Origin of the sequence: Burkholderia sp. MBR-1, from assembly GCF_013822785.1 — a bacterium.
Classification (GTDB): Bacteria; Pseudomonadota; Gammaproteobacteria; order Burkholderiales; family Burkholderiaceae; genus Burkholderia; species Burkholderia vietnamiensis.
In genome coordinates, this window is the sequence record NZ_CP053610.1 from 706,608 (window position 1) to 728,264 (window position 21,657).

General features: G+C 70.1%; 21 protein-coding genes. 9 read left to right on the forward strand and 12 right to left on the reverse strand.

Translation table 11 applies throughout. The annotated features are described in order from the left end of the window. Nucleotides 1-18: 18 nt before the first annotated feature. Genes hpaE through hpaI form a run of 5 tightly spaced genes read left to right on the forward strand, consistent with a single transcriptional unit; the run spans nucleotide 19 to nucleotide 4,449 of the window. Entirely contained in the window at nucleotides 19-1,482 is a 1,464-nt protein-coding gene (hpaE, locus tag MBR110_RS17945) for a 5-carboxymethyl-2-hydroxymuconate semialdehyde dehydrogenase (protein ID WP_131754153.1), read from the forward strand. A 51-nt stretch (nucleotides 1,483-1,533) separates the two neighbouring features. Then, nucleotides 1,534-2,382: a 3,4-dihydroxyphenylacetate 2,3-dioxygenase gene (gene hpaD / locus MBR110_RS17950; protein ID WP_011882089.1), complete on the forward strand. Its 849-nt coding sequence runs from the start codon at nucleotides 1,534-1,536 to the stop codon at nucleotides 2,380-2,382. A gap of 29 nt (nucleotides 2,383-2,411) precedes the next feature. Continuing rightward, complete coding sequence (locus MBR110_RS17955; RefSeq protein WP_014724986.1) at nucleotides 2,412-2,804, forward strand: 5-carboxymethyl-2-hydroxymuconate Delta-isomerase; 393 nt, start codon at nucleotides 2,412-2,414, stop codon at nucleotides 2,802-2,804. A gap of 20 nt (nucleotides 2,805-2,824) precedes the next feature. Further along, on the forward strand, nucleotides 2,825-3,628 hold the full coding sequence (gene hpaH / locus MBR110_RS17960; RefSeq protein ID WP_131754154.1) for a 2-oxo-hept-4-ene-1,7-dioate hydratase: 804 nt from the start codon (nucleotides 2,825-2,827) through the stop codon (nucleotides 3,626-3,628). A 14-nt stretch (nucleotides 3,629-3,642) separates the two neighbouring features. After that, the gene (gene hpaI / locus MBR110_RS17965; protein WP_059559565.1) at nucleotides 3,643-4,449 is read left to right on the forward strand and encodes a 4-hydroxy-2-oxoheptanedioate aldolase; all 807 of its coding nucleotides are present in this window, start codon (nucleotides 3,643-3,645) and stop codon (nucleotides 4,447-4,449) included. A gap of 97 nt (nucleotides 4,450-4,546) precedes the next feature. On the opposite strand, the gene MBR110_RS17970 is transcribed toward hpaI, so the two are convergent. Beyond that, nucleotides 4,547-5,344 carry an AraC family transcriptional regulator gene (locus MBR110_RS17970; protein ID WP_011882093.1) on the reverse strand — a complete coding sequence of 266 codons (798 nt, stop codon included), beginning with the start codon at nucleotides 5,342-5,344 and terminating at the stop codon, nucleotides 4,547-4,549. Between the two features lie 96 nt (nucleotides 5,345-5,440). Between MBR110_RS17970 and MBR110_RS17975 the strand changes: the two genes are divergently transcribed. Both MBR110_RS17975 and MBR110_RS17980 read left to right on the forward strand, forming a co-directional pair. Then, complete coding sequence (locus MBR110_RS17975) at nucleotides 5,441-5,692, forward strand: hypothetical protein (protein WP_059890604.1); 252 nt, start codon at nucleotides 5,441-5,443, stop codon at nucleotides 5,690-5,692. A gap of 43 nt (nucleotides 5,693-5,735) precedes the next feature. Next, nucleotides 5,736-6,698, forward strand: coding sequence for a quinone oxidoreductase family protein (locus MBR110_RS17980; protein WP_181709456.1), 963 nt, complete (start codon nucleotides 5,736-5,738; stop codon nucleotides 6,696-6,698). 121 nt (nucleotides 6,699-6,819) lie between these two features. Here MBR110_RS17980 and MBR110_RS17985 read toward each other — a convergent pair whose 3' ends face one another. The 4 genes from MBR110_RS17985 to MBR110_RS18000 form a co-directional block, all read right to left on the reverse strand. Next, the gene (locus MBR110_RS17985) at nucleotides 6,820-7,911 is read right to left on the reverse strand and encodes a porin (RefSeq protein ID WP_014724980.1); all 1,092 of its coding nucleotides are present in this window, start codon (nucleotides 7,909-7,911) and stop codon (nucleotides 6,820-6,822) included. A gap of 153 nt (nucleotides 7,912-8,064) precedes the next feature. Further along, a complete protein-coding gene (locus MBR110_RS17990; protein ID WP_181709457.1) occupies nucleotides 8,065-9,132 on the reverse strand; it encodes an ABC transporter ATP-binding protein in 1,068 nt (355 codons plus the stop codon). After that, nucleotides 9,125-10,897, reverse strand: coding sequence for an ABC transporter permease (locus MBR110_RS17995; RefSeq protein WP_014724978.1), 1,773 nt, complete (start codon nucleotides 10,895-10,897; stop codon nucleotides 9,125-9,127). The genes MBR110_RS17990 and MBR110_RS17995 overlap by 8 nt, the downstream gene beginning before the upstream one ends. Nucleotides 10,898-11,014: 117 nt before the next feature. After that, a complete protein-coding gene (locus MBR110_RS18000; RefSeq protein WP_011882099.1) occupies nucleotides 11,015-12,103 on the reverse strand; it encodes an ABC transporter substrate-binding protein in 1,089 nt (362 codons plus the stop codon). Between the two features lie 231 nt (nucleotides 12,104-12,334). On the opposite strand from MBR110_RS18000, the gene MBR110_RS18005 reads away from it, so the two are divergent. Beyond that, nucleotides 12,335-13,009: a response regulator gene (locus MBR110_RS18005; RefSeq protein WP_011882100.1), complete on the forward strand. Its 675-nt coding sequence runs from the start codon at nucleotides 12,335-12,337 to the stop codon at nucleotides 13,007-13,009. A gap of 31 nt (nucleotides 13,010-13,040) precedes the next feature. Continuing rightward, the gene (locus MBR110_RS18010; protein ID WP_060044460.1) at nucleotides 13,041-14,438 is read left to right on the forward strand and encodes a sensor histidine kinase; all 1,398 of its coding nucleotides are present in this window, start codon (nucleotides 13,041-13,043) and stop codon (nucleotides 14,436-14,438) included. A gap of 144 nt (nucleotides 14,439-14,582) precedes the next feature. On the opposite strand, the gene MBR110_RS18015 is transcribed toward MBR110_RS18010, so the two are convergent. The 7 genes from MBR110_RS18015 to MBR110_RS18045 all read right to left on the reverse strand — a co-directional run bounded on the left by MBR110_RS18015 (nucleotide 14,583) and on the right by MBR110_RS18045 (nucleotide 21,646). Further along, the gene (locus MBR110_RS18015) at nucleotides 14,583-15,449 is read right to left on the reverse strand and encodes an MOSC domain-containing protein (RefSeq protein ID WP_011882102.1); all 867 of its coding nucleotides are present in this window, start codon (nucleotides 15,447-15,449) and stop codon (nucleotides 14,583-14,585) included. Nucleotides 15,450-15,571: 122 nt separating this feature from the next. Next, nucleotides 15,572-16,528: an ABC transporter substrate-binding protein gene (locus MBR110_RS18020; RefSeq protein ID WP_059474308.1), complete on the reverse strand. Its 957-nt coding sequence runs from the start codon at nucleotides 16,526-16,528 to the stop codon at nucleotides 15,572-15,574. Between the two features lie 42 nt (nucleotides 16,529-16,570). Then, complete coding sequence (locus MBR110_RS18025; RefSeq protein ID WP_059474309.1) at nucleotides 16,571-17,764, reverse strand: c-type cytochrome; 1,194 nt, start codon at nucleotides 17,762-17,764, stop codon at nucleotides 16,571-16,573. A 53-nt stretch (nucleotides 17,765-17,817) separates the two neighbouring features. Beyond that, nucleotides 17,818-18,642 (reverse strand): ABC transporter ATP-binding protein, encoded by an 825-nt coding sequence (locus MBR110_RS18030; RefSeq protein WP_069263590.1) that lies wholly within the window; start codon nucleotides 18,640-18,642, stop codon nucleotides 17,818-17,820. Continuing rightward, complete coding sequence (locus MBR110_RS18035) at nucleotides 18,636-19,724, reverse strand: ABC transporter permease (RefSeq protein ID WP_131754157.1); 1,089 nt, start codon at nucleotides 19,722-19,724, stop codon at nucleotides 18,636-18,638. Before MBR110_RS18035 ends, MBR110_RS18030 begins: the two co-directional genes overlap by 7 nt. A gap of 4 nt (nucleotides 19,725-19,728) precedes the next feature. Continuing rightward, nucleotides 19,729-20,763, reverse strand: a complete 1,035-nt coding sequence (locus MBR110_RS18040) for an ABC transporter substrate-binding protein (RefSeq protein WP_014724972.1) — start codon at nucleotides 20,761-20,763, stop codon at nucleotides 19,729-19,731. 37 nt (nucleotides 20,764-20,800) lie between these two features. After that, entirely contained in the window at nucleotides 20,801-21,646 is an 846-nt protein-coding gene (locus MBR110_RS18045) for a class II aldolase/adducin family protein (protein ID WP_045578050.1), read from the reverse strand. Nucleotides 21,647-21,657: the final 11 nt, after the last annotated feature.

Genomic DNA, 21,657 nt, shown 5'->3' on the forward strand with positions numbered 1-21,657 from the left:
GTCGCGCGAGGAGCACTGATGACCATCAAGCACTGGATCGACGGCCGCGAAGTCGCGAGCCGCGACACCTTCACGACGCTGAACCCGGCAACCGGCGACGTGATCGCCGACGTCGCGTCGGGCGGCGACGCCGAAGTCGATGCGGCGGTGCGCGCGGCGAAGGCGGCGTTTCCGAAGTGGGCGAACACGCCGGCCCGGGAGCGCGCGAAGCTGATGTGCAGGCTCGCTGAATTGATCGAGAAGAACGTGCCGATGCTCGCGGCGCTCGAGACGCAGGACACCGGCCTGCCGATCGCCCAGACGAGCAAGCAGCTGATTCCGCGCGCGGCCGAGAACTTCAACTTCTTCGCGCAGGTGTGCGTGCAGATGAACGGCCGCACGTATCCGGTCGACGATCAGATGCTCAACTACACGCTGTACCAGCCGGTCGGCGTGTGCGCGCTGGTGTCGCCGTGGAACGTGCCGTTCATGACCGCGACGTGGAAGACGGCGCCATGTCTCGCGCTCGGCAACACCGCCGTGCTGAAGATGTCGGAGCTGGCGCCGCTGACCGCCGACCAGCTCGGGCGTCTCGCGCTCGAAGCCGGCATTCCGCCGGGCGTGCTGAACGTCGTGCACGGCTACGGCGCGACCGCCGGCGACGCATTGGTGCGCCATCCGGACGTGCGCGCGGTGTCGTTCACCGGCGGCACGGTCACCGGCAAGCGCATCATGGAGCGCGCGGGCCTGAAGAAGTATTCGATGGAGCTCGGCGGCAAGTCGCCGGTGCTGATCTTCGACGATGCCGATTTCGACCGCGCGCTCGACGCGTCGCTGTTCACGATCTTCTCGATCAACGGCGAGCGCTGCACGGCCGGCTCGCGCATCTTCGTGCAGCGCACGATCTACGACCGCTTCGTGCAGGCGTTCGCGCAGCGCGCGAACCGGCTGGTGGTGGGCGACCCGGCCGATCCGGCGACGCAGCTCGGCGCGATGATCACGCGCCAGCACTGGGAGAAGGTGACCGGCTATATCCGCCTCGGCGAGCAGGAGGGCGCGCGCGTCGTCGCGGGCGGCGCGCAAGCGCCGGCGGGCCTCGCCGCCCATCTGCGCAACGGCAACTTCGTGCGGCCGACCGTGTTCGCCGACGTCGACAACCGGATGCGCATCGCGCAGGAGGAGATCTTCGGGCCGGTCGCGTGCCTGATTCCGTTCGACGACGAGGACGACGGGTTGCGGCTCGCCAACGAGACCAGCTACGGCCTGGCGTCCTACCTCTGGACCCAGGACGTCGGCAAGGTGCATCGGCTCGCGCGCGGGATCGAGGCCGGGATGGTGTTCGTCAACAGTCAGAACGTGCGCGACCTGCGCCAGCCGTTCGGCGGCGTGAAGGAGTCGGGCACCGGCCGCGAGGGCGGCGAGTACAGCTTCGAGGTGTTCGCCGAGATCAAGAACGTCTGCATCTCGATGGGCTCGCATCACATTCCGCGCTGGGGCGTGTGACCGGCCGCCGCGCGCGCTTCGGTTCGCCGCGCCAGAACAGGAGACTTCACGATGGGCAAACTGTCCCTCGCCGCGAAGGTCACGCACGTGCCGTCGATGTACCTGTCCGAGTTGCCGGGCCGGCATCACGGCTGTCGCGACGCGGCGATTCGCGGCCACCGGCTGATCGGCGAGCGCTGCCGCGCGCTCGGCGTCGACACGATCGTCGTGGCGGACGTGCACTGGCTCGTCAACGCCGGCTATCACGTGAACTGCAACGCGCGATTCGCCGGCACGTACACCAGCAACGAGTTGCCGCATTTCATCCGCGACATGCAGTACGCGTATCCGGGCAACCCGGCACTCGGCCGCCTGATCGCGCAGACGGCCAGCGCGCGCGGCATCGCGACGCGCGCGCACGAGATCGACAGCCTCGAGCTCGAATACGGAACGCTCGTGCCGATGCGCTACATGAACGCCGACCAGCACTTCAAGGTCGTGTCGATCGCCGGCTGGTGCATGTGGCACACGCTCGACGAGAGCCGGCGCTTCGGCGAGGCGCTGCTCGAAGCGATCGGCAACAGCGATTCGAACGTCGCGTTCCTCGCGAGCGGTTCGCTGTCGCATCGCTTCAACGACAACGGCAGCCCCGAGGAATCGATCCACACGATCAGCCGCGAATTCTTCCGGCAGGTCGATCTGCGCGTGATCGAGCTGTGGAAGCAGGGCGACTTCAGCACGTTCTGCGCGATGCTGCCCGAATACAACGTCCATTGTCACGGCGAAGGCGGCATGCACGACACGGCGATGCTGCTCGGCCTGCTCGGCTGGGACCGCTACGACCGGCCGGTCGAGATCGTCACCGACTACTTCGCGAGCTCGGGCACCGGGCAGATCAACGCGATCTTCCCGCTCGACTGAGCGCCGCATTTTCCATCAGGAGCATTGCCATGCCACACATCGTCGTCGAATACACCGCGAACATCCGCGACGACGCGCACGTTCCCGCGCTGCTGCGCACCATCAACGCGACGCTGATCGCGCAGGGCGGCGTGTTTCCGACGGGCGGCATCCGCTCGCGCGCGATCGAGCTGCACGACTACTGCGTCGCCGACGGCACGCACGACGACGCGTTCGTGCACGTGACGCTGAAGATCGCCGCGGGACGCAGCGACGCCACCAAAAAGGCCGCGTGCGATGCGCTGTTCGCAGCGATCACCGCGCACTTCGCGCCGTTGTACGCGACGCGCTACCTTGCGCTGTCTATGGAGCTGATCGAGTTCAGCGAAACCGGCTCGTACAAGCAAAACAACATCCACGCCCGCTATCAGCGGGCCGGTTGAACCCCGCTCCCGAACCGACCATGCTCGAACCCGCCCTCATCGACCAGCTCGCGCGGCGTTTGCACGACGCCGAGCGCGAGCGCAAGCAGATCCGCCAGATTTCGCTCGACCATCCGGACATCACGATCGACGACGCGTACGCGATCCAGCGCGCGTGGGTGGCGCTCAAGCTCGCCGAAGGCCGCACGCTGAAGGGCCACAAGATCGGCCTCACGTCGAAGGCGATGCAGAGCGCTTCGCAGATCGACGAGCCCGATTACGGCGCGCTGCTCGACGACATGTTCTTCGACGACGGCGGCACGATCCCGACCGGCCGCTTCATCGTGCCGCGCGTCGAGGTCGAGCTCGCGTTCGTGCTCGGCAAGCGGCTCGGCGGCTCGCGCTGCACGATCTTCGACGTGTACGACGCGGTCGATTACGTGGTGCCGGCGCTCGAGATCATCGACGCGCGCAGCCAGTCGATCGATCCCGCGACGCAGCGGCCGCGCAAGGTGTTCGACACGATCGCCGACAACGCGGCGAACGCGGGCGTCGTGATCGGCGGCCGGCCGGTGCGGCCGCACGACCTCGACCTGCGCTGGGTCGCGGCGATCATGTCGCGCAACGGCGCGGTCGAGGAGACGGGCGTCGCGGCCGGCGTGCTGAATCATCCGGCCAACGGCGTCGCGTGGCTCGCGAACCGGCTGGCGCGTTTCGACGTCGCGCTGGAGCCCGGCCAGATCGTGCTCGGCGGATCGTTTACGCGGCCCTGCGCGGCGCGGCCGGGCGACACGTTCAGCGTCGATTACGGCCCGCTCGGCACGATCCAGTGCCACTTCGCGTGACGGGAGGGCAGGCGATGCAGATGCCGTCGAATGGCTTCAAGGCCGCGCTCGCCCGCGGCGATGCGCAGATCGGGCTGTGGCTCGGCCTCGCGAATCCGTACAGCGCGGAAGTGGTTGCGGGCGCCGGTTTCGACTGGCTGCTGATCGACGGCGAACATGCGCCGAACACGGTGCCGACGATCCTCGCGCAGTTGCAGGCGATCGCGCCGTATCCGTCGCATCCGGTCGTGCGCGTGCCGTCGAACGATCCGGTGATCGTCAAGCAGGTGCTCGATCTCGGCGCGCAGACGCTGCTCGTGCCGATGGTGCAGAGCGCCGACGAAGCGCGCGCGGCGGTCGCGGCAACGCGTTATCCGCCGCACGGGATGCGCGGCGTCGGCAGCGCGCTCGCCCGCGCGTCGCGCTGGAACCGCCTCGGCGACTATCTGCAGCGGGCGAACGACGCGATGGCGGTGCTGGTGCAGGTCGAGACGCGCGCCGGGCTCGATGCGATCGACGCGATCGCGCGGGTGGACGGCGTCGACGGCGTATTCATCGGCCCGGCCGATCTGGCCGCCGATCTCGGGCATCTGGGCAATCCCGCGCATCCGGACGTGCAGGCGGCGATCGACGGCGCGCTCGCGGCGATCAAGCGCGCCGGCAAAGCGCCGGGGATTCTCAGCGCCGATGCGGCGGCCGCGCGGCGCTATCTGCGCGCGGGCGCGTCGTTCGTCGCGGTGGGCGTCGATACGACGCTGCTCGCGCGCAGCGCGGAACGGCTGGCCGCGCAGTTCAGGAACACGGGCGGCGACGCTTCGACGAACGGCGACGCAACGTATTGACGACGCGGGCGGTGGCGCGGTGGGGCGATGAAGCGTCGAGCCGCCGCGTGCCGGCATTCGGGAACCCGCGCCGGATCGCGCCCGCCTCGCCCGCCCGCTATGCCGCCCCGCGCACTGCGCTGCCCGCGACCGGATATTTTCCCGGCGTGGTGCCGGTCGCGCGGCGGAACATGTCGATGAAGGCGCTCACGTTGTCGTACCCGAGATCGAGCGCGATCGTCGTCACCGGCGCGCCGTCGGCGATTTTCTCGAGCGCGCGCAGCAGCCGCGCCTGCTGACGCCATTGCGCGAACGTGAGCCCCGTTTCGGCCACGAAGCGGCGGCTCATCGTCCGCGCGCCGATGCCGGCCCATTCGGCCCATTCCTCGAGGCGCCTGTTGTCCGCGAGATTGGCGGCCAGCGCGTCGGTAATGCGCGCGAGCCGCGGCTCCTGCGGCCGGATCAGGCCGAGCGATTCCGCCGGCGCCGCGGCGATCTCGTCGAGGATCACGTCGGCGATGCGGGTCTGCGCCGCGTCGAGCGCCGCGCCGTCCCAGCTCGCCGCACGCTGCACGGCCTCGCGCAACAGCGGCGTGGTGCGGATCGCGCGCGGCGCGGCGGGCAGCGACGCGCATCGCGCGGGCGCGATGAACGCCGACCAGCCGGCGATCGGACCGAACGAGTGCAGCGAATGCCGGAAGTGCGGCGGAATCCACACCGCATGGATCGCGGGGACGACCCATTGCTGATCGTCGAGGCCGATCGACACCAGCCCGCTCAGCGTGCCGACGAGCTGGCCGCGCGCGTGCGCATGCGATGGCGTCACGCGCGGGTCGCGCTGCGTGAGCAGCGCGGCGGCGACGAACGGGCCGTCGTCGGACGCGATCAGATGAGCAGGAAGCAAGGGATCGGGCATGGCCGGATTTCAGTATCGAATGGCTTTTATACCGGAGATTGGCCGGCGCTGCACGCGTACATTGGGCGCATCGACAACCCAAGGGAGTGCTGCACGATGCGAGCCGAACAGGTCCTTCCCGACCATGCCGACCAGATCGACGCGTGCGGAACGACGATCCGCAAGGGCACGGTCGCGGCGTTTCTGATCAATGCGCGCGTGCTGGCCGACCCGCATGCGGAGCCGGCCGAGCGCGCGCGTGCGGAAGCGGACACGATCGCCGCGTTGCCGACGTTGCGCGCGCTCGGCCTGTTCGACGTGCTGGAGGTGCGCGACGCCGCGCTGCGCGCGTGGCTCGCCGCCCGATGACCGGCGCGCAACCTCGGCCGCCATCCCGATTCAAGGAGTGAACATGAAAGCTGCAGTCGTCACGGGCGCCGGCGAGCGTCCGGTGTATATGGAGTTCGACGCGCCGCGCGCGCTGCCCGGCCATCGGCTGGTGGCCGTGGCGGCATCTGCGCTGAGCCGCCTCGCGCAGGGGCGGGCGGCGGGCACGCATTATTCGTCGAGCGGTCGCTATCCGTTCGTCGTCGGCGTCGATGGCGTCGGACGCACGGACGACGGCCGGCGCGTGTACTTCTTCGGCGCGCCCGCTCCGTTCGGCGCGATGGCCGAACGCACGATCGTGCCCGACGACCGCTGGGTGCCGCTGCCGGACGATCTCGACGACGTCTCGGCGGCGGCGCTCGCGATCCCCGGCATGTCGTCGTGGGCCGCGCTGACCGAACGCGCGCGGCTTGCCGCCGGCGAGACGGTGCTCGTGAACGGCGCGACCGGCACCTCGGGCCGGCTCGCCGTGCGGATCGCGAAGTATCTGGGCGCCGCGAAGGTGATCGCGACCGGGCGCGATCCGGCTGCGCTCGATGCGCTGCTGGACGCCGGCGCGGATGCGGTCGTGTCGTTGCGGCAGGACGACGCCGAGCTGGTGCGCGCGCTGGAGCCGCATTTTCGCGCCGGCGTGGACGTCGTGCTCGACTATCTGTGGGGCGGCAGCGCCCGCGCGGGGCTCGTCGCCGCGGCGAATGCGACGGACGAAGGGCGCCGGCTGCGTTTCGTGCAGATCGGCTCGATCGGCGGCGCCGACGTCTCGCTGCCGGGCGCCGTGCTGCGCGCGACGGCGATCGAGCTGATGGGCAGCGGCCTCGGCAGCGTGCCGATGCCGCGTCTGCTCGCGGCGATCCGCGGCGTGTTCGACGCGGCCGCGCCGGCGGCGCTGTCGATCGACACGCGCACCGTGCCGCTTGCCGCGGTCGGCGAGCATTGGGCCGATACGGACAGCCGGACGCGCACGGTGTTCGTGATGCGCGATCGATAAAGCGGGAGCACGGCGCGCATCGAACGCGTCCCGGCCGTCGAGTGCTCGCACCGGCATCGGCATCGACGCCGGCGCCCGCGGCGCGTCTCGCCCTCGAGCCGCGCCGCGGGCCGGATCCGCGTCAGAAGCGCTGCTGAATCCCCGCCGTCACGCCGACCTGCGTCGTCCCGTATCCGGCGACATCGCGCGACACGCCGACCTTCTCGCCATGCTGCGCGATCGCGAACGCGCCGGCCGCATACAGCACCGTGCGCTTCGACAGCGCGTAGTTCGCGCGCACCGACACCAGCGTCGGATCGGCGTCGCTGCCGCCCTTGATGTTCTGGTGATAGACGGCGGCGATCATCGAGAACGTCGGCGTGAACTGGTACGTGCCGCCGACCCACATCATGTCGCTCAGCTGGTTCGCGGCGCGCGTGTGGTAGGTGCGGCGGTAGTTGCGATAGCCGGCCATCGTTTTCAGGCTGCCGAAGTCGTAGCTGACGCCCGCGTGTATGCCCTGAACGTAGTTGACGGTATCGGCCGGCGTGACGCTGTCGGCCGCGCCGTTCTGCCGGTCGAACGTGACGACCGCCGCGAACGGGCCGGCCTCGTAGCCGAGCGCGAAGTCGTACTTCGAACTGGTCTTCACGCTGCCCGGCACGTTGCCGAAGCCGTACAGCGCGCCGAACCGGAAGCCGCCGAACTCGCCGTCGTAGCGCACGGCGTTCGACGCGCGCGTGAACAGCCCGTCCTTGCGCGCGCCCGTCGCCATCGACGACGTCGCCCACGAGTAGTTCTGTGCGTAGCCCATCGGGTCGAACGGCAGCATGTAGTCGTAGGTGACGGTGAAGTTGCGCCCGAGCGATACCTCGCCCCATTTGCCTTTCAGGCCGACGGTCGCGCGGCGCGCGAAGATCGCGTCGGGGCCGTCGTCCGACGCGCCGTTCGCGAGGTCGATCCCGCTTTCGAGGCGGAACACGGCTTTCAGCCCGCCGCCGAGATCCTCGACGCCGCGCAGGCCCCAGCGCGACGTGTTCTTGTTGCCCGACTTGAGCTTGAACGAATCGCCGCCGTCCGGCGCCGCGTGATTCGCGTATTCGATGCCGGCGTCCATGATCCCGTACAGCGTGACCGACGACTGCGCGTGCACGGCGCCGGCCGCGACGCCGACCGCGAGGGCCGGCACGCTCACGCGGGCGGTGCGGGCGAAACGTTGAACGCATGACTTCATTGACGGTGTCTCCTGGTTCGTTGTGGGTTCGGTGAAACGGATGCGCGGCGCGCAGCGGCACGCGGCGCACGCCGGGGAGCGCGCGCCGCATGCGGGTTGAAACGGGGTGGAACGGGTGGGGGATGCGGCGGCGCGCGGGCCGCCGCAGGCGTGTCAGCCCGCCTTCGCGAACGCCCAGCAGTCGTTGGCCGGGAATTCGATCCAGTGCGCGCCCGCCGCGCGCGGTGCGTGGCCGAACGCGCGCAGCCGCATGTCGCCGCGATGGAACAGGTATTCCCAGCGATCGCCGAGATACATCGACGTGACGAGATCGGCCTGCAGCCGGTTCGCGCCGGGGCCGTCGACGACCTGCACGCGTTCGAGCCGGATCACGGCCTGCGCGGGCTGGCCGGGCGCGAACGTGTCGCGCGCGAGCGCCTGCAGCTGCCAGCCGTCGCCGGCCAGCGTCACGCGCTCGCCGTCGACGGCCGCGACGCGCGCATCGATCCGGTTGTTGCTGCCCATGAATTCGGCCGTGTACAGCGAGCGCGGTGCGCCGTACAGCTCGGCCGGCGTGCCTTCCTGCTCGATGCGGCCGTTGCGCAGCAGCAGGATGCGGTCGGACATCGCCATCGCCTCGGTCTGGTCGTGCGTCACGCACAGCGCCGACAGCCCGAGCGACACGATCAGTTCGCGCAGCCACGCCCGCGCTTCCTCGCGCAGCTTCGCGTCGAGGTTCGACAGCGGCTCGTCGAGCAGGATCACCGGCGGGTTGTAGACGAGCGCGCGCGCGATCGCGACGCGCTGCTGCTGGCCGCCCGACAGTTGATGCGGGAAGCGTCCGGCCAGATGACCGAGGCCGAGCTGGTCGAGCGCGGCCTGCACGCGGCGCTTCTGTTCGGCAGCCGCCACGCGGCGCAGCTTGAGCCCGTAGCCGACGTTGTCGGCGACGGTGCGGTGCGGCCACAGCGCGTACGACTGGAACACGAGGCCGAGCGAGCGCTGTTCGACGGGCAGGTCGATGCGCTGCGCGCCGTCGAAGAACACGCGGCCGTCGAGCTGGATGCGCCCGCCGGACGGCTGTTCGAGGCCGGCCACCGCGCGCAGCAGCGTGGTCTTGCCGCTGCCCGACGCGCCGAGCAGGCACACGACTTCGCCGGCCTTCAGTTCGAACGACACGCCGTTGAGGATCGGGTTGGCGCCGTAGCTGAGATGCAGGTCGTCGACGATGAGCTTATCCATGAAGTTTCACTCCGAAGCGCAGGGCCACGCCGAGTCCGGCGCCGACCATCGCGATGTTGATGACAGACAGTGCGGCGACCTGGTCGACGGCGCCGGTCGCCCACAGCGACACGAGCAGCGCGCCGATCACTTCGGTGCCGGGCGACAGCAGGTAGACGGCCGTCGAGTATTCGCGCTCGAAGATCATGAAGATCAGCAGCCACGCGGCGAGCAGCCCGAAGCGCACGAGCGGCAGCGTCACGTCGAGCGACACGCGGCTGCGCGTCGCGCCGACGCTGCGGCCGGCTTCCTCGAGTTCCGGGCCGACCTGCAGCAGCGCGCTCTGGATCAGCCGCATCCCGTACGCGAGCCACACGACGGTGTACGCGATCCAGATGCTCCACATCGAGTTCTTCAGCTCGCGCAGGCCCGGCACGAACAGGAAGATCCACAGGAACGCGAGGCCGGCGAGCAGGCCCGGCACCGCGCGCGGCAGCAGCACGAGGTAGTCGAGCAGCCGGGTCGCCCAGTCGTGGCGGCGATGACCCGCGAACGCGACCAGCGAGTAGAAGCCGACCGCGAGCGCGCCGCCGATCACGCCGATGCCGAGCGTGTTGACGATCGCGCGCACGAGGTTGTCCTGCTCGAACAGTTCGACGAAGTTCGCCAGCGTCAGCACGTCGGCGAGCGGCACGCCTTCGCCCCAGTTGGTCACGAACGCGCGCAGCACGATGCCGGAGATCGGCACGATGACGGTCAGCGCGAGCCACAGCGCGACGATCGCGAGCGCGACCCAGCGCCATGCGCCGAGCGGCAGCACGGTCGAGCGGCCGGCCTTGCCCTTGACGGTGACGAAGCGGTTCGCCGTCTTCAGCAGCCGGCGCTGCAGCAGCACCAGCGGAAACGTGATCGCGACGATGCACACCGCGACGGCGGCCATCAGGTGATACGACGGCACGCCGAGCTTGTTGGTCAGCTTGTACAGGTAGGTGGCGAGCACGAGGTGGCCTTCGGGGTCGCCGAGCACGAGCGGCAGCCCGAACACCTCGAAGCCGAGGAAGAACACCAGCACGCCGGCGAACAGCAGCGCGGGCATCGTCATCGGCAGGCTCACGTCGAGCGCGACGCGGAACGGACGTGCGCCCGTCACGCGTGCGGCTTCCTCGACGTCCGAGCCGAGATTGCGCAGCGCCGCCGACGAGTACAGGTACACGTGCGGCACGTGCGTGAGGCCGACGATCACCGTGATCGCGAGGATCGAGTACACGTTCCACGGCACGTCCTGCACGCCGAACAGCTGCCGGAACCAGACCGAGTAGAAACCGACCGGGCCGGCCGCGACGACGTAGCCGAACGCGAGCACCATCGGCGACACGAACACCGGCGTGAGCAGCAGCGGCTCGAGCCAGCGGCGGCCGGGCAGGTCGGTGCGCACCATCACGAACGCCAGGATGCCGCCGAGAGGGATCGAGATGAACAGCATCCCGCCGGCGATGATGAACGAGTTCTTCACGGCCGACCAGAAATCGGGATCGGCGAAGATGAAGCGGAAGCCTTCGACGCCGAGCGTCTTGTTCGCGTCGAAGAACGGCGCGGTGAGCAGGCTCTGGAACAGGATGAAGCCGAGCGGCAGCGCGACCGCGATGGTCAGCACCGCGACGACGATCCAGCGCAGCATGCCGGCGAGCGGCTGCAGGCCGTTGGCCGGGAGCGCGGGGATCGCGTCGCCGGGGCCGGTGGTGCGCGCAACGGCCGGCGTCGTTGCCCGTGTGCTGGTTGAAAGCATGAGTACACCCCTGCGGCCATCCGGATGGCCGCCTACGGAAAGTCGGTAACGGGAAGCGGCCGGCCCGCGGCATTTTCAGCGGGCGGCCGGGGCTCGGCGGGTCAGCGCATCAGCGGATCAGCGCTTGATCGCCTGCTGCCATTGCTTCAGGAATGCGAGCCGCTTCGACTGGTCGAGATACACGAGCAGGCCGGTGCCGATCTGGATCGGCTTCAGCGAGTCGCCGAGCTCTTTCGTGAGGCTCGCGGCCGACGTTTCGCCGGCGACGTCCGTGCGGATCGCATACAGGTTCGCCTGGTTCGCGATCAGCGTCTGGCCGCGCTTCGACAGCAGATAGTCGACCCACAGCTTCGCGGCGTTCGGGTTCTTCGCCTTCTTCGAGATCGTCGCGAGGCGGCTCACGACCTGCGTGTAGTCCTTCGGAAACACGTAGCCGATCGACTTGTCCTTCTTCGCCTTCGCGTATGCATACGAGCCGATGATGTTGTAGCCGATCAGGTTCTCGCCGGACGAGATGCGCTCCATCATCGCGCCCGTGCTCGACTGCAGTTTCGGGCCGGTCGCGCCGATCGCCTTCACCAGCTCCCACGTGACCTTTTCGTTCACGTGCGCGTCCTGCGTCAGGTAGTTGAAGCCGACGCCGGACTTCTCGATGTCGTAGGTCGTGACCTTGCCCTTGAACTTGTCGGCCTGCGTCGTGAGCAGCCGGATCAGGTCGGCGCGCGTCTTCGGCACCTCGTTCTCGGGGATCAGGCGCTTGTTGTAGACGATCGCGAGCGGCTCGAACGTCGTGCCGTACGCCTGCTTCTGGTATTGCGCCCATTGCGGCACGTGCTGGCTTTCGGGCGAATCGTACGACGCCATCAGGCCGTCGTTGACGAGCTTCACCTGCAGGTCCATCGCGGAGCTCCACAGCACGTCGGCGCTCGTGCTGCTGGCGGCGTTCTCGCTGATGTAGCGGTTGTACAGCTCGGTGCTGTTCATGTCGTTGTATTCGACCTTCACGCCGTACAGGCTTTCGAAGTCCTTGATCAGCGGGCGCACGAGGCCCGTGTCGGTGGTCGAGTAGACGATCAGCTTGCCTTCCTTCTTCGCGGCGTCCACGACGCCCTGATAGCTGCCCGGATATCCGGCGGGAACCTGTGCGACGGCGGTGCCCGCGACGAGTGCCAGCGCGGCGGCGAGCGGCTTCGGTGCAAACGGCATGTCTTCCTCCAGTGATGCGTGTGTGGTTCGAGTGACGCGGATGTTAATTGCGCGGCACTTTCAGCCTGCTTTCATTTTCTTGAGCAATCGCGTCCGGCGGGTCATGGATTTCCCGGAGACGATGGGGCTGCGGGCGCGGCTGCGCGGGCGCGCAACCGGTATTTGCGCGAAGCGTCGGCGCGGAAAGGATCATGTAATGTAGCGGCCTGTCGCTGACCTTACGGAATCCGAATGCGTGTGCTGCTCGTCGAAGACAACCCGAACCTCGCGCAGTCGCTGCACGACGCGCTGAGCGCCGCGCGCTTCGCGGTCGATCACATGGCGGACGGCGAAGCCGCCGATCACGTGCTGCGCACGCAGGACTACGCGCTGGTGATCCTCGATCTCGGGCTGCCGAAGCTCGACGGGCTCGAGGTGCTGCGCCGCTTGCGCGCGCGTCGCAATCCGGTGCCGGTGCTGATTCTCACAGCGCACGGTTCGGTCGAGGACCGCGTGAAGGGGCTCGATCTCGGCGCCGACGATTATCTGGCCAAGCCGTTCGAACTGACGGAGCTGGAAGCGCGCGCCCGCGCGCTGATCCGGCGCAGCCTCGGCCACGAGCACTCGCGGATCGAATGCGGGCCGCTCGCGTACGACAGCGTCGACCGCAGCTTCCAGCTCGCCGGCGCAGCGCTGTCGCTCACGCCGCGCGAACGCTCGGTGCTGGAGGTGCTGATCCTGCGCAACGGCCGCGCGATCAACAAGGAGACGCTGTCGGAGAAGATCTTCGGGCTCGACGAGTCGGTGAACGCGGACGCGATCGAGATCTACGTGTACCGGCTGCGGAAAAAGCTGGAGAACACCGGCGTCGCGATCGTCACGCTGCGCGGGCTCGGCTACCTGCTCGAAGCGAAGGCCGCCGCATGAGGCGCGCGCCGACGCATCCGCGGGCGGCGGCGTGACGATCCGCCCGAACCTGCGCACGCAGGTCGCGCTGTGGCTGCTGCTGCCGCTGCTCGGCCTGCTCGCGCTCGACTCGTGGCTCACCTACCAGCGCGCGATGAGCGCCGCGCACGTCGCGTTCGACCGCACGCTGTCGTCGTCGCTGAAGTCGATCCGGGAAGGCGTGCGGCTCAACGACGGCGAGATCGAGGTCGACCTGCCGTATCTCGCGCTCGAGATGTTCGAGTCCGGGGACGGCGGCAAGATCTACTACCTGATCCGCGACGATCGCGGCCGCACGATCACCGGCTACCCGGACCTGCCGCTGCCGCCGCGCGGCGGCGCGCTGTTCGTCACGCAGTACTACGACGTCGTGTATCGCGGCGAGCAGTTGCGGATGGCCGCGCTGCGCGTGCCCGTCCACGACGTGCCGAGCGCGCAGACGCGCATCGTGTGGGTGATGGTCGGCGAGACGATCGAGGCGCGCCAGGCGCTCGCGCGCGAGATCCTGACCGGGTCGCTGCTGCAGGAAGGGCTGCTCGTCGTGCTGGCGCTCGGGATCGTGTGGCTCGGCGTCGGGCGCGGGCTGCGACCGCTGAACCGGCTGTCGGCGACGGTCGCCGCGCGCAGCGACGGCGATCCGACGCCGCTCGACACGGCCGGCATGCCGAGCGAACTCGCGCCGCTGGTCGAGTCGATCAATCTGTACATCGCGCGCACGCAGCGGATGCAACTGGCGCGGCGGCGTTTCTTCGCGGATGCCGCCCATCAGCTGAAGACGCCGCTCGCCGCCGTGCAGGCGGGTGTCGAACTGGCGCTGCGGCCCGACGAGCAGCCGCGCGCGACTGCGCATCTGCGGCGCGCGAACGGCGCCGTGCGGCAGGCGGCGAAGATCGTCCAGCAATTGCTGTCGCTGTCGCGGCTCGATTCGGACAGCGGCCACGCGGTCGCGCATCAGCCGGTCGCGCTGCACCGGATCGCCCGCAGCGCGACGCTCGACTGGTCGCCGGTCGCGCGTGCGCGCGACATCGACCTCGGCTTCGAGCACGACGCCGACGTCGACGTACTCGGTCAGCCGGACCTGCTCGGCGAACTGATCGGCAACCTGATCGACAACGCGATCCGCTACGCGGGCGACCGCGCGGTGATCACCGTGCGCGTGTCGCGCGACGGCGCGCGCGCGCGCCTCGACGTGATCGACGACGGGCCGGGCATTCCGGCCGGCGAGCGCGATGCGGTGTTCGAACGCTTTCATCGCGGCAGCACCACGCAGACGATCGAGGGCACCGGGCTCGGGCTGTCGATCGTGCGCGAGATCGCGCGCGTGCATCGAGGCAGCGTGACGCTCGCCGATGCGGACGGCGGGGGATTGATCGTGACGGTGTGGCTGCCGGTGTTGCCGGAGGCGGGGTAGGGACTGGTGGTGGAGGCCGAGCGGCTGAGGCGGCCGTTACGAACGAGCCTCGGAACCGGCGCGTCAGAAGGCGGCGCTACAAACGAACGTTGGCGCCGAGCAGCAGCAAAACCGACGCGCCACGAGCGACGCGTCCACTTCCCCTCAGTCCCCGAACCCCAGTTGCGCGTCGAGCGCCTGCCCGACTTCGAGCCATGCGCCCGCGCCCGCGACGACGATCGCGTTGATGCCGAACGTCAGCGCACCGTCGAAGTTCGGGTTCGCGCGATACGTCTGCATCGTGTCGGTCGGCTCGTGCGGCCATTGCGGGTTCGGCTCGCCGCTCGCCTGGTCGATCGTCGGGATCGGGCAGCGCGTGCACAGCTTCACGAGGCGCAGCCGCACGGGCGTCGCGCCGGCCGCGTCGAGATGCTCGACGAAGTCTTCCTCGTACGCATCGAGGTCCGACACGACGAGGTTCGGGCGGAAGCGGTTCATCGGAATCGCGGGCGCGCCTTTCGCGGCGAGCCGCGCGTTCAGGTCGTCGAGCGACGACTGGCCGATCACGAGCAGCGGATAGCCGTCGGCGAACTGCGTGTGGGTATCGACGTCGCCGGTCCATTTGCGGTTGCAGCCGCGGCGCGCGCCGTCGCCGAAGCGGGCGAGCTTCAACGGCGTACCGACGAATTGCGTGAGCCATGCGGCCGTCTCGGCGCCCGTGTCGATCGCGTCGACGGTGTCGCGCCACACGGTCGCCGCCATCGCGGGCGTGGCGGGCGTCGCATCGCCGTCGAGCGGCGTGCGGATCTCGGGCATGCCCGGCGCGTTCAGCACCAGCGCGTCGTGCTCGAGCGCCGTGCGGATCAGCGCGAGCCGCGGATGCGTGCGCTGCGTGATCATCATCCCGTCGGGTGTGGTGATCAGCCAGTGGCGATCGTACGCGAGGCCCGTCTCCAGCAATTGCGCGCGCGGCAGCGCGATGCCGGCGCAGGATTTGATCGGGTAGACGAACAGTTCTGAAATGGCTGGCATGACGCTGGCTGGCAAACACGGGATGGGCGAATCGCGATTGTGCCAGATCGTGCGCCGGCCGTTTGGACGGTTGCTCGCGTGTTTGCCTGCACCTGCCTGCCTGCGCGCGCGGCGCCGGCCGGTCACGCGAGCGGGAAGCCGCGGTCGAACGTCGCGCGCACGTCGAGCGGCTCACGCAGTAGCCCGGCCTTCAGATAGAAATCGGCGGTGCGCTGCTGCTGCGCGATCACCGCCGCGTCGATCGGTTGCCAGCGCGTGTTGCGCCGCTCGAACTGCAGCTTTGCCGCCGCCGGCGGGATGCCGATGATGCGCGCGAGCGTCGCGGAATACGCGTCGACGTGCCGGTACGACCACGCCTGCGCACGCACCACGCGTTGCACGAAGTCGCGCAGCACGTCGCGCTTCGCCGCGATCGCGGCATCGGTGGCCGCGATGTAGCTGAGGCCCGACCACAGCCCGCGGCCGTTGACGAGCACGCGCGCGCGGCCGCTCGTTTCGGCGAGCGCGGTGTACGGTTCCCACGTCGCCCATGCGTCGATCGATCCGGTGGCGAGCGCAAGCATCGTGTCGGCCGGCGGCAGGAAGCGGAACGACACGGCGTCGGGCGGCAGGCCGGCCGCATCGAGCGCCTTCAGCGTGACGAAATGGCCGATCGAGCCGCGCGTGGTGCCGATGCGCTTGCCCTTCAGATCGGCCGCGTCTTTCAGCGCTGCGTCGGGCCGCACGAGCACCGCGGTGCCGTACGGGTCCGAGCGGTTCGCGCCGATCACCTTGAGGCGCGCGCCCGACGCGAGCGCGAAGATCACCGGTGCGTCGCCGATCGGCCCGCAGTCGACGGCCGCCGCGTTCAGCGCTTCGGCGAGCGGCGCGGCGGCCGGAAACTCGGTCCACGCGATGTCGTAGGCGACGCCGTTCAACTCGCCGGCTGCTTCGAGCAGCGCGCGCAGCCCGCCTTTCTGGTCGCCGGCGCGCAGCAGCGGCCGCGTGCCCGATTGCGCATGGAGGATGGCCGGCGCGGTGCCGAAGGTGGCGGCGAGTGCGCTGGCCTGCGCGAGGAAGTGGCGTCGGTTCGGATTCATCGTCGGGTCGGTTCGGTTCGGGCGGAGAAACGGTTCGGGGTGTCAATGCGGCAGCCCGGCCTGCACGTCCTGCACGGGCTCGCTGTCCACGCGCAGCAGCAGCGCGGTCAGCGGATCGGCGTTTGCGGCGGCGTCGGACGGGCGCGTGCTCGTCTGCGCGCGGCATAGCAGGTCGTCGGCGGACCAGCCGGCGCTGCCCGGCAACGCGCGAGCGCGTAGCCAGCCGCGCCGGTCGGCGAGCAGCTGCGTGCCGCCGAACGCAGCGGGCGGCACGCCCGCGATCGTCGCGAACGCCTGCCAGGCGCCGGCCGTCGTCGCGACGCAGTTCGCGCGCGCGCCGGCCGGCGCGTTCGGTGCGGCTGACGTACGAGCGTCGTCGCCGGTCAAGATCAGCGTCTGCCAGCGCGGATCCTCGCGAGGCGGCGTGGCGCCCGCGGCGAGCGCGACGATCCGCACGCGCTGGCCGTCGCGCCAGCGCGCGAGCGGCTGCGGCGCCGCATCGCCGCAGCGCACGTCGAGCGCCGGCAGCGGGACGGGCACGGGCCACGCGCCCTCGGCGCGCGCACCGCTGCCGGCCGACAGCGCTTTCAGGTAATCGAGTACCGCCCACGTGTCGGCCGGCCCGAGCGTCGCCGCAAAGCCCGGCATCGAGGTCGCGCCGTGCGCGTCGCGGGTGCCGTGGCGCACGCGCCAGTACAGTTCGCCGTCCAGCCGCCGCGCGAGCAGCGCGCCCGCGAAGGTCGGCGGCCAATGCGCGAGCGTCGCCGCGAGCGGTCCCTCGCCGCGGCCGTCCGCACCATGACAGGCCGCGCAATGCTGCCCATACAGGCGCGCGCCGTGCATCACGTTCGCGACGGAAAACGGTTCGGGATTGCGCTGGAAGCTGGTCGGCACGGCGGGCGCGAGCCACAGCGAAGCCGGCGGCCACGGCGCGAAGCAAGCCCCGGCGAGCGCGGCGATCGACGCGGCCGCACGGTACTTGCGGCTCGCGATCGCGACGCAGCCGAGCGCCGCGGCGAACACGGTCGCCGCGACGGCGAACGCAAGCTGCCGCGTGAGGCCGGCGTCGATGCGCAGCGTTTCGAGCGCGACCCGCTGCGCCCACGGCCACGCGGCCTGGCCGTCGGCGTCGCCGGTCAGGCCCAGCGCATGGAGCGTTTGGGCACACGCGAGCTGCGCGCGATACAGCAGTTGCAGGAACCGCAGCGCCCAATCGGCAAACGGCAGCGCGTTCATCCGCGCCGCGCGTGTCGAGGCAAAGCGCCGGTTCGGCGAGCGACGCCGTGCATCTACCAGCTCGCATCGAGTCCGAGATGCCGCAGCGCGTCGTGGCGCAGCTCGGCGAGCCGCGGATCGCCGCGATGGCGCGGATAGGGCAGGTCGACGCGCAGCTCCGCGACGATGCGCGCCGGCCGCGGCCCGAACACGATCACGCGCTGGGCGAGGAACAGCGCCTCCTCGACATCGTGCGTGACGAGCAGCGCCGAGAAGCCGTCGCGTTGCCACAGCGCGGTGAGCTCGGCCTGCATGGTCAGGCGCGTCAGCGAATCGAGCTTGCCGAGCGGCTCGTCGAGGATCAGCAGGCGCGGATCATTGACGAGCGCGCGCGCCAGCGCGACGCGTTGGGCCATCCCGCCCGACAGCTGATGCGGAAACGCGTTCGAGAATTCCTGCAGCCCGACGCGCGCCAGCGCATCGTCGACGCGATGCTGGGCGCGGCGCGCGACGCCGCGCGCTTCGAGGCCGAGCGCGACGTTGGCGCGCACGCGACGCCACGGGTAGAGCGTCGGGTCCTGGAACACGACGATCCGCGACGGGTCGGGCTGCTCGATCGGCACGCCGTCCTGCGCGATCGTGCCTTGCCGCGCGGCATCGAGCCCGGCGACGAGCCGCAGCAGCGTCGATTTCCCGCAGCCGCTCGGCCCGAGCAGCGCGACGAACTCGCCGGCGGCGACCGACAGCGTGACGTCGTCGAGCACCGGCAGCGGCTCGCCGGGGCCGTCGAACGCATGACTGACGCGGCGGATGTCGATGCGCGCGCCGCGCGGCGGCGTGGCGTTTCCGGCGACGGGCGTGGTCGCGGCGAGCGGTTCCACAGCGGCGGCGCTTACCATTTGACGGTTCCTTTCTGCCAGGCGAGCACGCGGTCGCGCACGGCGAACAGCAGCGCGATCAGCCCGGAAAACAGCAGCGCCATCACGATCAGCGCCGCATACATGTTCACGTACGATGCCCAGCCCTGCGCCCAGCTCAGATACCAGCCGAGCCCCGACTTGACGCCCATCATCTCGGCCACGACGAGCACCGTGAACGATGCGCTGAGCCCCATGAAGATGCCGACGAACACGTGAGGGAGCGCGGCCGGAATCGCGACGCGCAACACCAGGAAGCGGGCGTTCGCGCCGAGCGTGCGGGCGACGTCGTAGTACTGCCGATTCACGCTCGCGACGCCCGACCACGTCAGCACCGCGACCGGGAAGCCGGTTGCCAGCGCGATCAGGAACGCGGCGGCCGAATAGCTGGTCGGGAAGAAGTAGAACGTGAGCGGCAGCAGCGCGGTGGCCGGCACCGGCCCCAGCACGCGCAGTACCGGATGCACCCAGTAGCCGATGCGGCGCGACCAGCCGATCGACACGCCGACCGCGAACCCGACCGCGACGCCGTACGCGAAGCCGAGCGACAGCAGCTTCAGCGTGTTGGCGGCGCTGCCGGCGAGGCGCGGCCAGTCGTCGACGTAGACCTCGATGAGCGCCTGCGGCGGCGCGAAGAACGGCGTCGGCAGCCACGCGGTTTTCGCGGTCGCGACCTCCCACGCGGCGAGCACGAGCGGCAGCGCGACGAGCCACGGGCCGGCCGGCCGCACGCGGGCGAGCTGCGCGCGCGTGGCCGGCACGCGCTGGCCGAGCGTCGCGGCGAGCAGCAGCAGCGCGGCGATCGCCCATGCGGCGGCGCCGAACGCGTCGGTATACGCCCAGTCGCTGAAACCGGCGATGCGGTTGGGCCACAGCCGCGTCAGCGCGCCGAGCGCGCTCCACGCGAGCGCGGCGGCGACGCCGGTCGGCCAGTTGCGCGCGCGGCGCGCTTCGGCGGCGAGCGTCGCGTCGCAGGCCGTGCAGCCGGCCGCGGACGTGGCGGCGGCGGGTGCGCCCGCGATGGACGCGCGGCGTGCGGCGGAGGCGGGTTCGATCGTCGACATCGGCTCACCCCAGCACGTTCGCATAGACCTGCTGCGCGAAGCGCTGCGGGTCGGTGCTTTTCTTCAGCACGTTGATGCGGCGGAAATCGTCCGCATAGAACGCGATTTCCTGCTGCAGGTCGACGTTGGTCGGATGGTGCGTGTAGGTCAGCGTCGCGTACAGCTTGCGCAGGTCGTCGGGGCTGATCTTCGGCGAATACTTCGCGAACACCTTCGCGGCTTCGTTCGGGTTGTCGTGCGTGTATTCGGTGGCCTGCACGATCGAGCGCGCGAGCGCGGCCGCCGCCGGCCGATCGTTGCGCACCAGTTCGCCGCGCGCGCCGATCACGCAGCACACCTTGCGCGCGTATTCGCCGGACAGGTTCGTCGCCAGTTCCGCATACGCGCCGTTGCTGCGCTTTTCGAGCAGGTAGAGGTTCGGGTCGCCGTCGGCGATCGCCTGGATCTCGCCCTTGTCGACGGCGACGCCGAGCAGGTCGGCCGGATACTGGCGCCACGTGATGTCGCGCTCGGGGTCGATGCCGTTCTTCGCGAGCAGGATCGAGAAGAAGTGCTTGCCGGGCGCGGCGAGATCGCTGACGCCGACCGTCTTGCCCTTCAGCGCCTGCAGCGTCGTGACGCCGGCCGCCTTCGCGCCGACGAGCCGCACGCAGCCGCCGTGCGAGCTGCCGATGATCTTCACGTCGAAGCCGGCTTCGAGCGGCTTGAGCCAGCGATGGATCATCCCGACCGCGGCGTCGGCCTTGCCGGTCGCGATCGCTTCGAGCAGCTGGTCGGTCGAGCCGCTGTAGTTGATCAGGTCGACCTTCAGCCCGTTCTTCTCGAAGAAGCCGCGTTCCTGCGCGACGACGATCGGCGTCAGGCAGAACGCGTTCTGGTTCCATGCGAACGTGAGCTTTTTCAGCGGCGCCGCGGACCAGGCCTTGCGGCCCAGTGTGATCGCGGGCGCGGCCAGCGCGACGGCGCCAGCCGCGCGCAGCAGCCGGCGACGCTTGTCGCTAGGGGCGCCGGCCGGCGCGGGTGCGGTGGTATCGGTCATTCGTGTGGTCTCCGGTTCCGGTCGTGCGCAAGGGCGCTCAGTCGAGCAGGTCGGGTTCGTCGGCGACGACGCGTTGGAACAGGCTGTCGAACGCGTGCAACGCGCCGTCCGGGCCGCCGATCTGGCCGTGCGTGTGCCGCGCGGTCGCGTGATCGATCGGTTGCGGCGTGCCGGCCGCTTCGGCCAGCAACTGCGTATGCGCGGCGTTGTCGAGCGCGATGTACCACCACGCGGCCGCCTCGACGCTCGGGCCGGCCGTCAGGATGCCGTGGTTCTTCAGGATCACGCCCTTGTGCGTGGAGCCGTCGGGCCGCGCGAGCGCATCGGCGATGCGCGCGCCTTCGCCGGTGTCGACGACCATTCCCGTGAAGTCGTCGAACAGCGCGTGGTCCTCGTAGAACGCGCACGCGTCCTGCGTGAGCGGATCGAGCGGGCGGCCGAGCGTCGACCACGCCTTGCCGTAGGTCGAATGCGTATGGGCGGCCGCGACGAGATGCGGATGCGCGTCGTGAATCGCCGCGTGGATCGCGAACGCGGCCTTGTTCAGCGGCCGGCTGCCGATCGCGGTTTCGCCGCGCGCGTTGACGAGCAGCAGGTCCGACACCTTGATCTGCGAAAAATGCACGCCGAGCGGATTCACCCAGAAGTGGTCGGGCAGCTCCGGATCGCGCGCGGTGATGTGGCCGGCGAGCCCGGCCGCGAAGCCGAAGCGCGCGAACAGGCGGAACGCGGCCGCGAGCCGCTCCTGACGGTGGCGGCGCTCGGCGGCGACGTCGATGCGCGGGGCCGGCGGATCGAACCAGAAGTGCTGGCGCGGCGCCTCGGCGAGCACGAGGCCCGACGCGGTGCGCGTGCGCGACGTGGAAGACAGGACGGCGGACATGGCGATGGTCT

Coding starts and splice junctions, on each gene's coding strand:
- hpaE (WP_131754153.1), top strand. CDS start 19: ATGACCATCAAGCACTGGATCGACGGCCGCGAAGTCGCGAGCCGCGAC.
- hpaD (WP_011882089.1), top strand. CDS start 1,534: ATGGGCAAACTGTCCCTCGCCGCGAAGGTCACGCACGTGCCGTCGATG.
- MBR110_RS17955 (WP_014724986.1), top strand. CDS start 2,412: ATGCCACACATCGTCGTCGAATACACCGCGAACATCCGCGACGACGCG.
- hpaH (WP_131754154.1), top strand. CDS start 2,825: ATGCTCGAACCCGCCCTCATCGACCAGCTCGCGCGGCGTTTGCACGAC.
- hpaI (WP_059559565.1), top strand. CDS start 3,643: ATGCAGATGCCGTCGAATGGCTTCAAGGCCGCGCTCGCCCGCGGCGAT.
- MBR110_RS17970 (WP_011882093.1), bottom strand. CDS start 5,344: ATGCCCGATCCCTTGCTTCCTGCTCATCTGATCGCGTCCGACGACGGC.
- MBR110_RS17975 (WP_059890604.1), top strand. CDS start 5,441: ATGCGAGCCGAACAGGTCCTTCCCGACCATGCCGACCAGATCGACGCG.
- MBR110_RS17980 (WP_181709456.1), top strand. CDS start 5,736: ATGAAAGCTGCAGTCGTCACGGGCGCCGGCGAGCGTCCGGTGTATATG.
- MBR110_RS17985 (WP_014724980.1), bottom strand. CDS start 7,911: ATGAAGTCATGCGTTCAACGTTTCGCCCGCACCGCCCGCGTGAGCGTG.
- MBR110_RS17990 (WP_181709457.1), bottom strand. CDS start 9,132: ATGGATAAGCTCATCGTCGACGACCTGCATCTCAGCTACGGCGCCAAC.
- MBR110_RS17995 (WP_014724978.1), bottom strand. CDS start 10,897: ATGCTTTCAACCAGCACACGGGCAACGACGCCGGCCGTTGCGCGCACC.
- MBR110_RS18000 (WP_011882099.1), bottom strand. CDS start 12,103: ATGCCGTTTGCACCGAAGCCGCTCGCCGCCGCGCTGGCACTCGTCGCG.
- MBR110_RS18005 (WP_011882100.1), top strand. CDS start 12,335: ATGCGTGTGCTGCTCGTCGAAGACAACCCGAACCTCGCGCAGTCGCTG.
- MBR110_RS18015 (WP_011882102.1), bottom strand. CDS start 15,449: ATGCCAGCCATTTCAGAACTGTTCGTCTACCCGATCAAATCCTGCGCC.
- MBR110_RS18020 (WP_059474308.1), bottom strand. CDS start 16,528: ATGAATCCGAACCGACGCCACTTCCTCGCGCAGGCCAGCGCACTCGCC.
- MBR110_RS18025 (WP_059474309.1), bottom strand. CDS start 17,764: ATGAACGCGCTGCCGTTTGCCGATTGGGCGCTGCGGTTCCTGCAACTG.
- MBR110_RS18030 (WP_069263590.1), bottom strand. CDS start 18,642: ATGGTAAGCGCCGCCGCTGTGGAACCGCTCGCCGCGACCACGCCCGTC.
- MBR110_RS18035 (WP_131754157.1), bottom strand. CDS start 19,724: ATGTCGACGATCGAACCCGCCTCCGCCGCACGCCGCGCGTCCATCGCG.
- MBR110_RS18040 (WP_014724972.1), bottom strand. CDS start 20,763: ATGACCGATACCACCGCACCCGCGCCGGCCGGCGCCCCTAGCGACAAG.
- MBR110_RS18045 (WP_045578050.1), bottom strand. CDS start 21,646: ATGTCCGCCGTCCTGTCTTCCACGTCGCGCACGCGCACCGCGTCGGGC.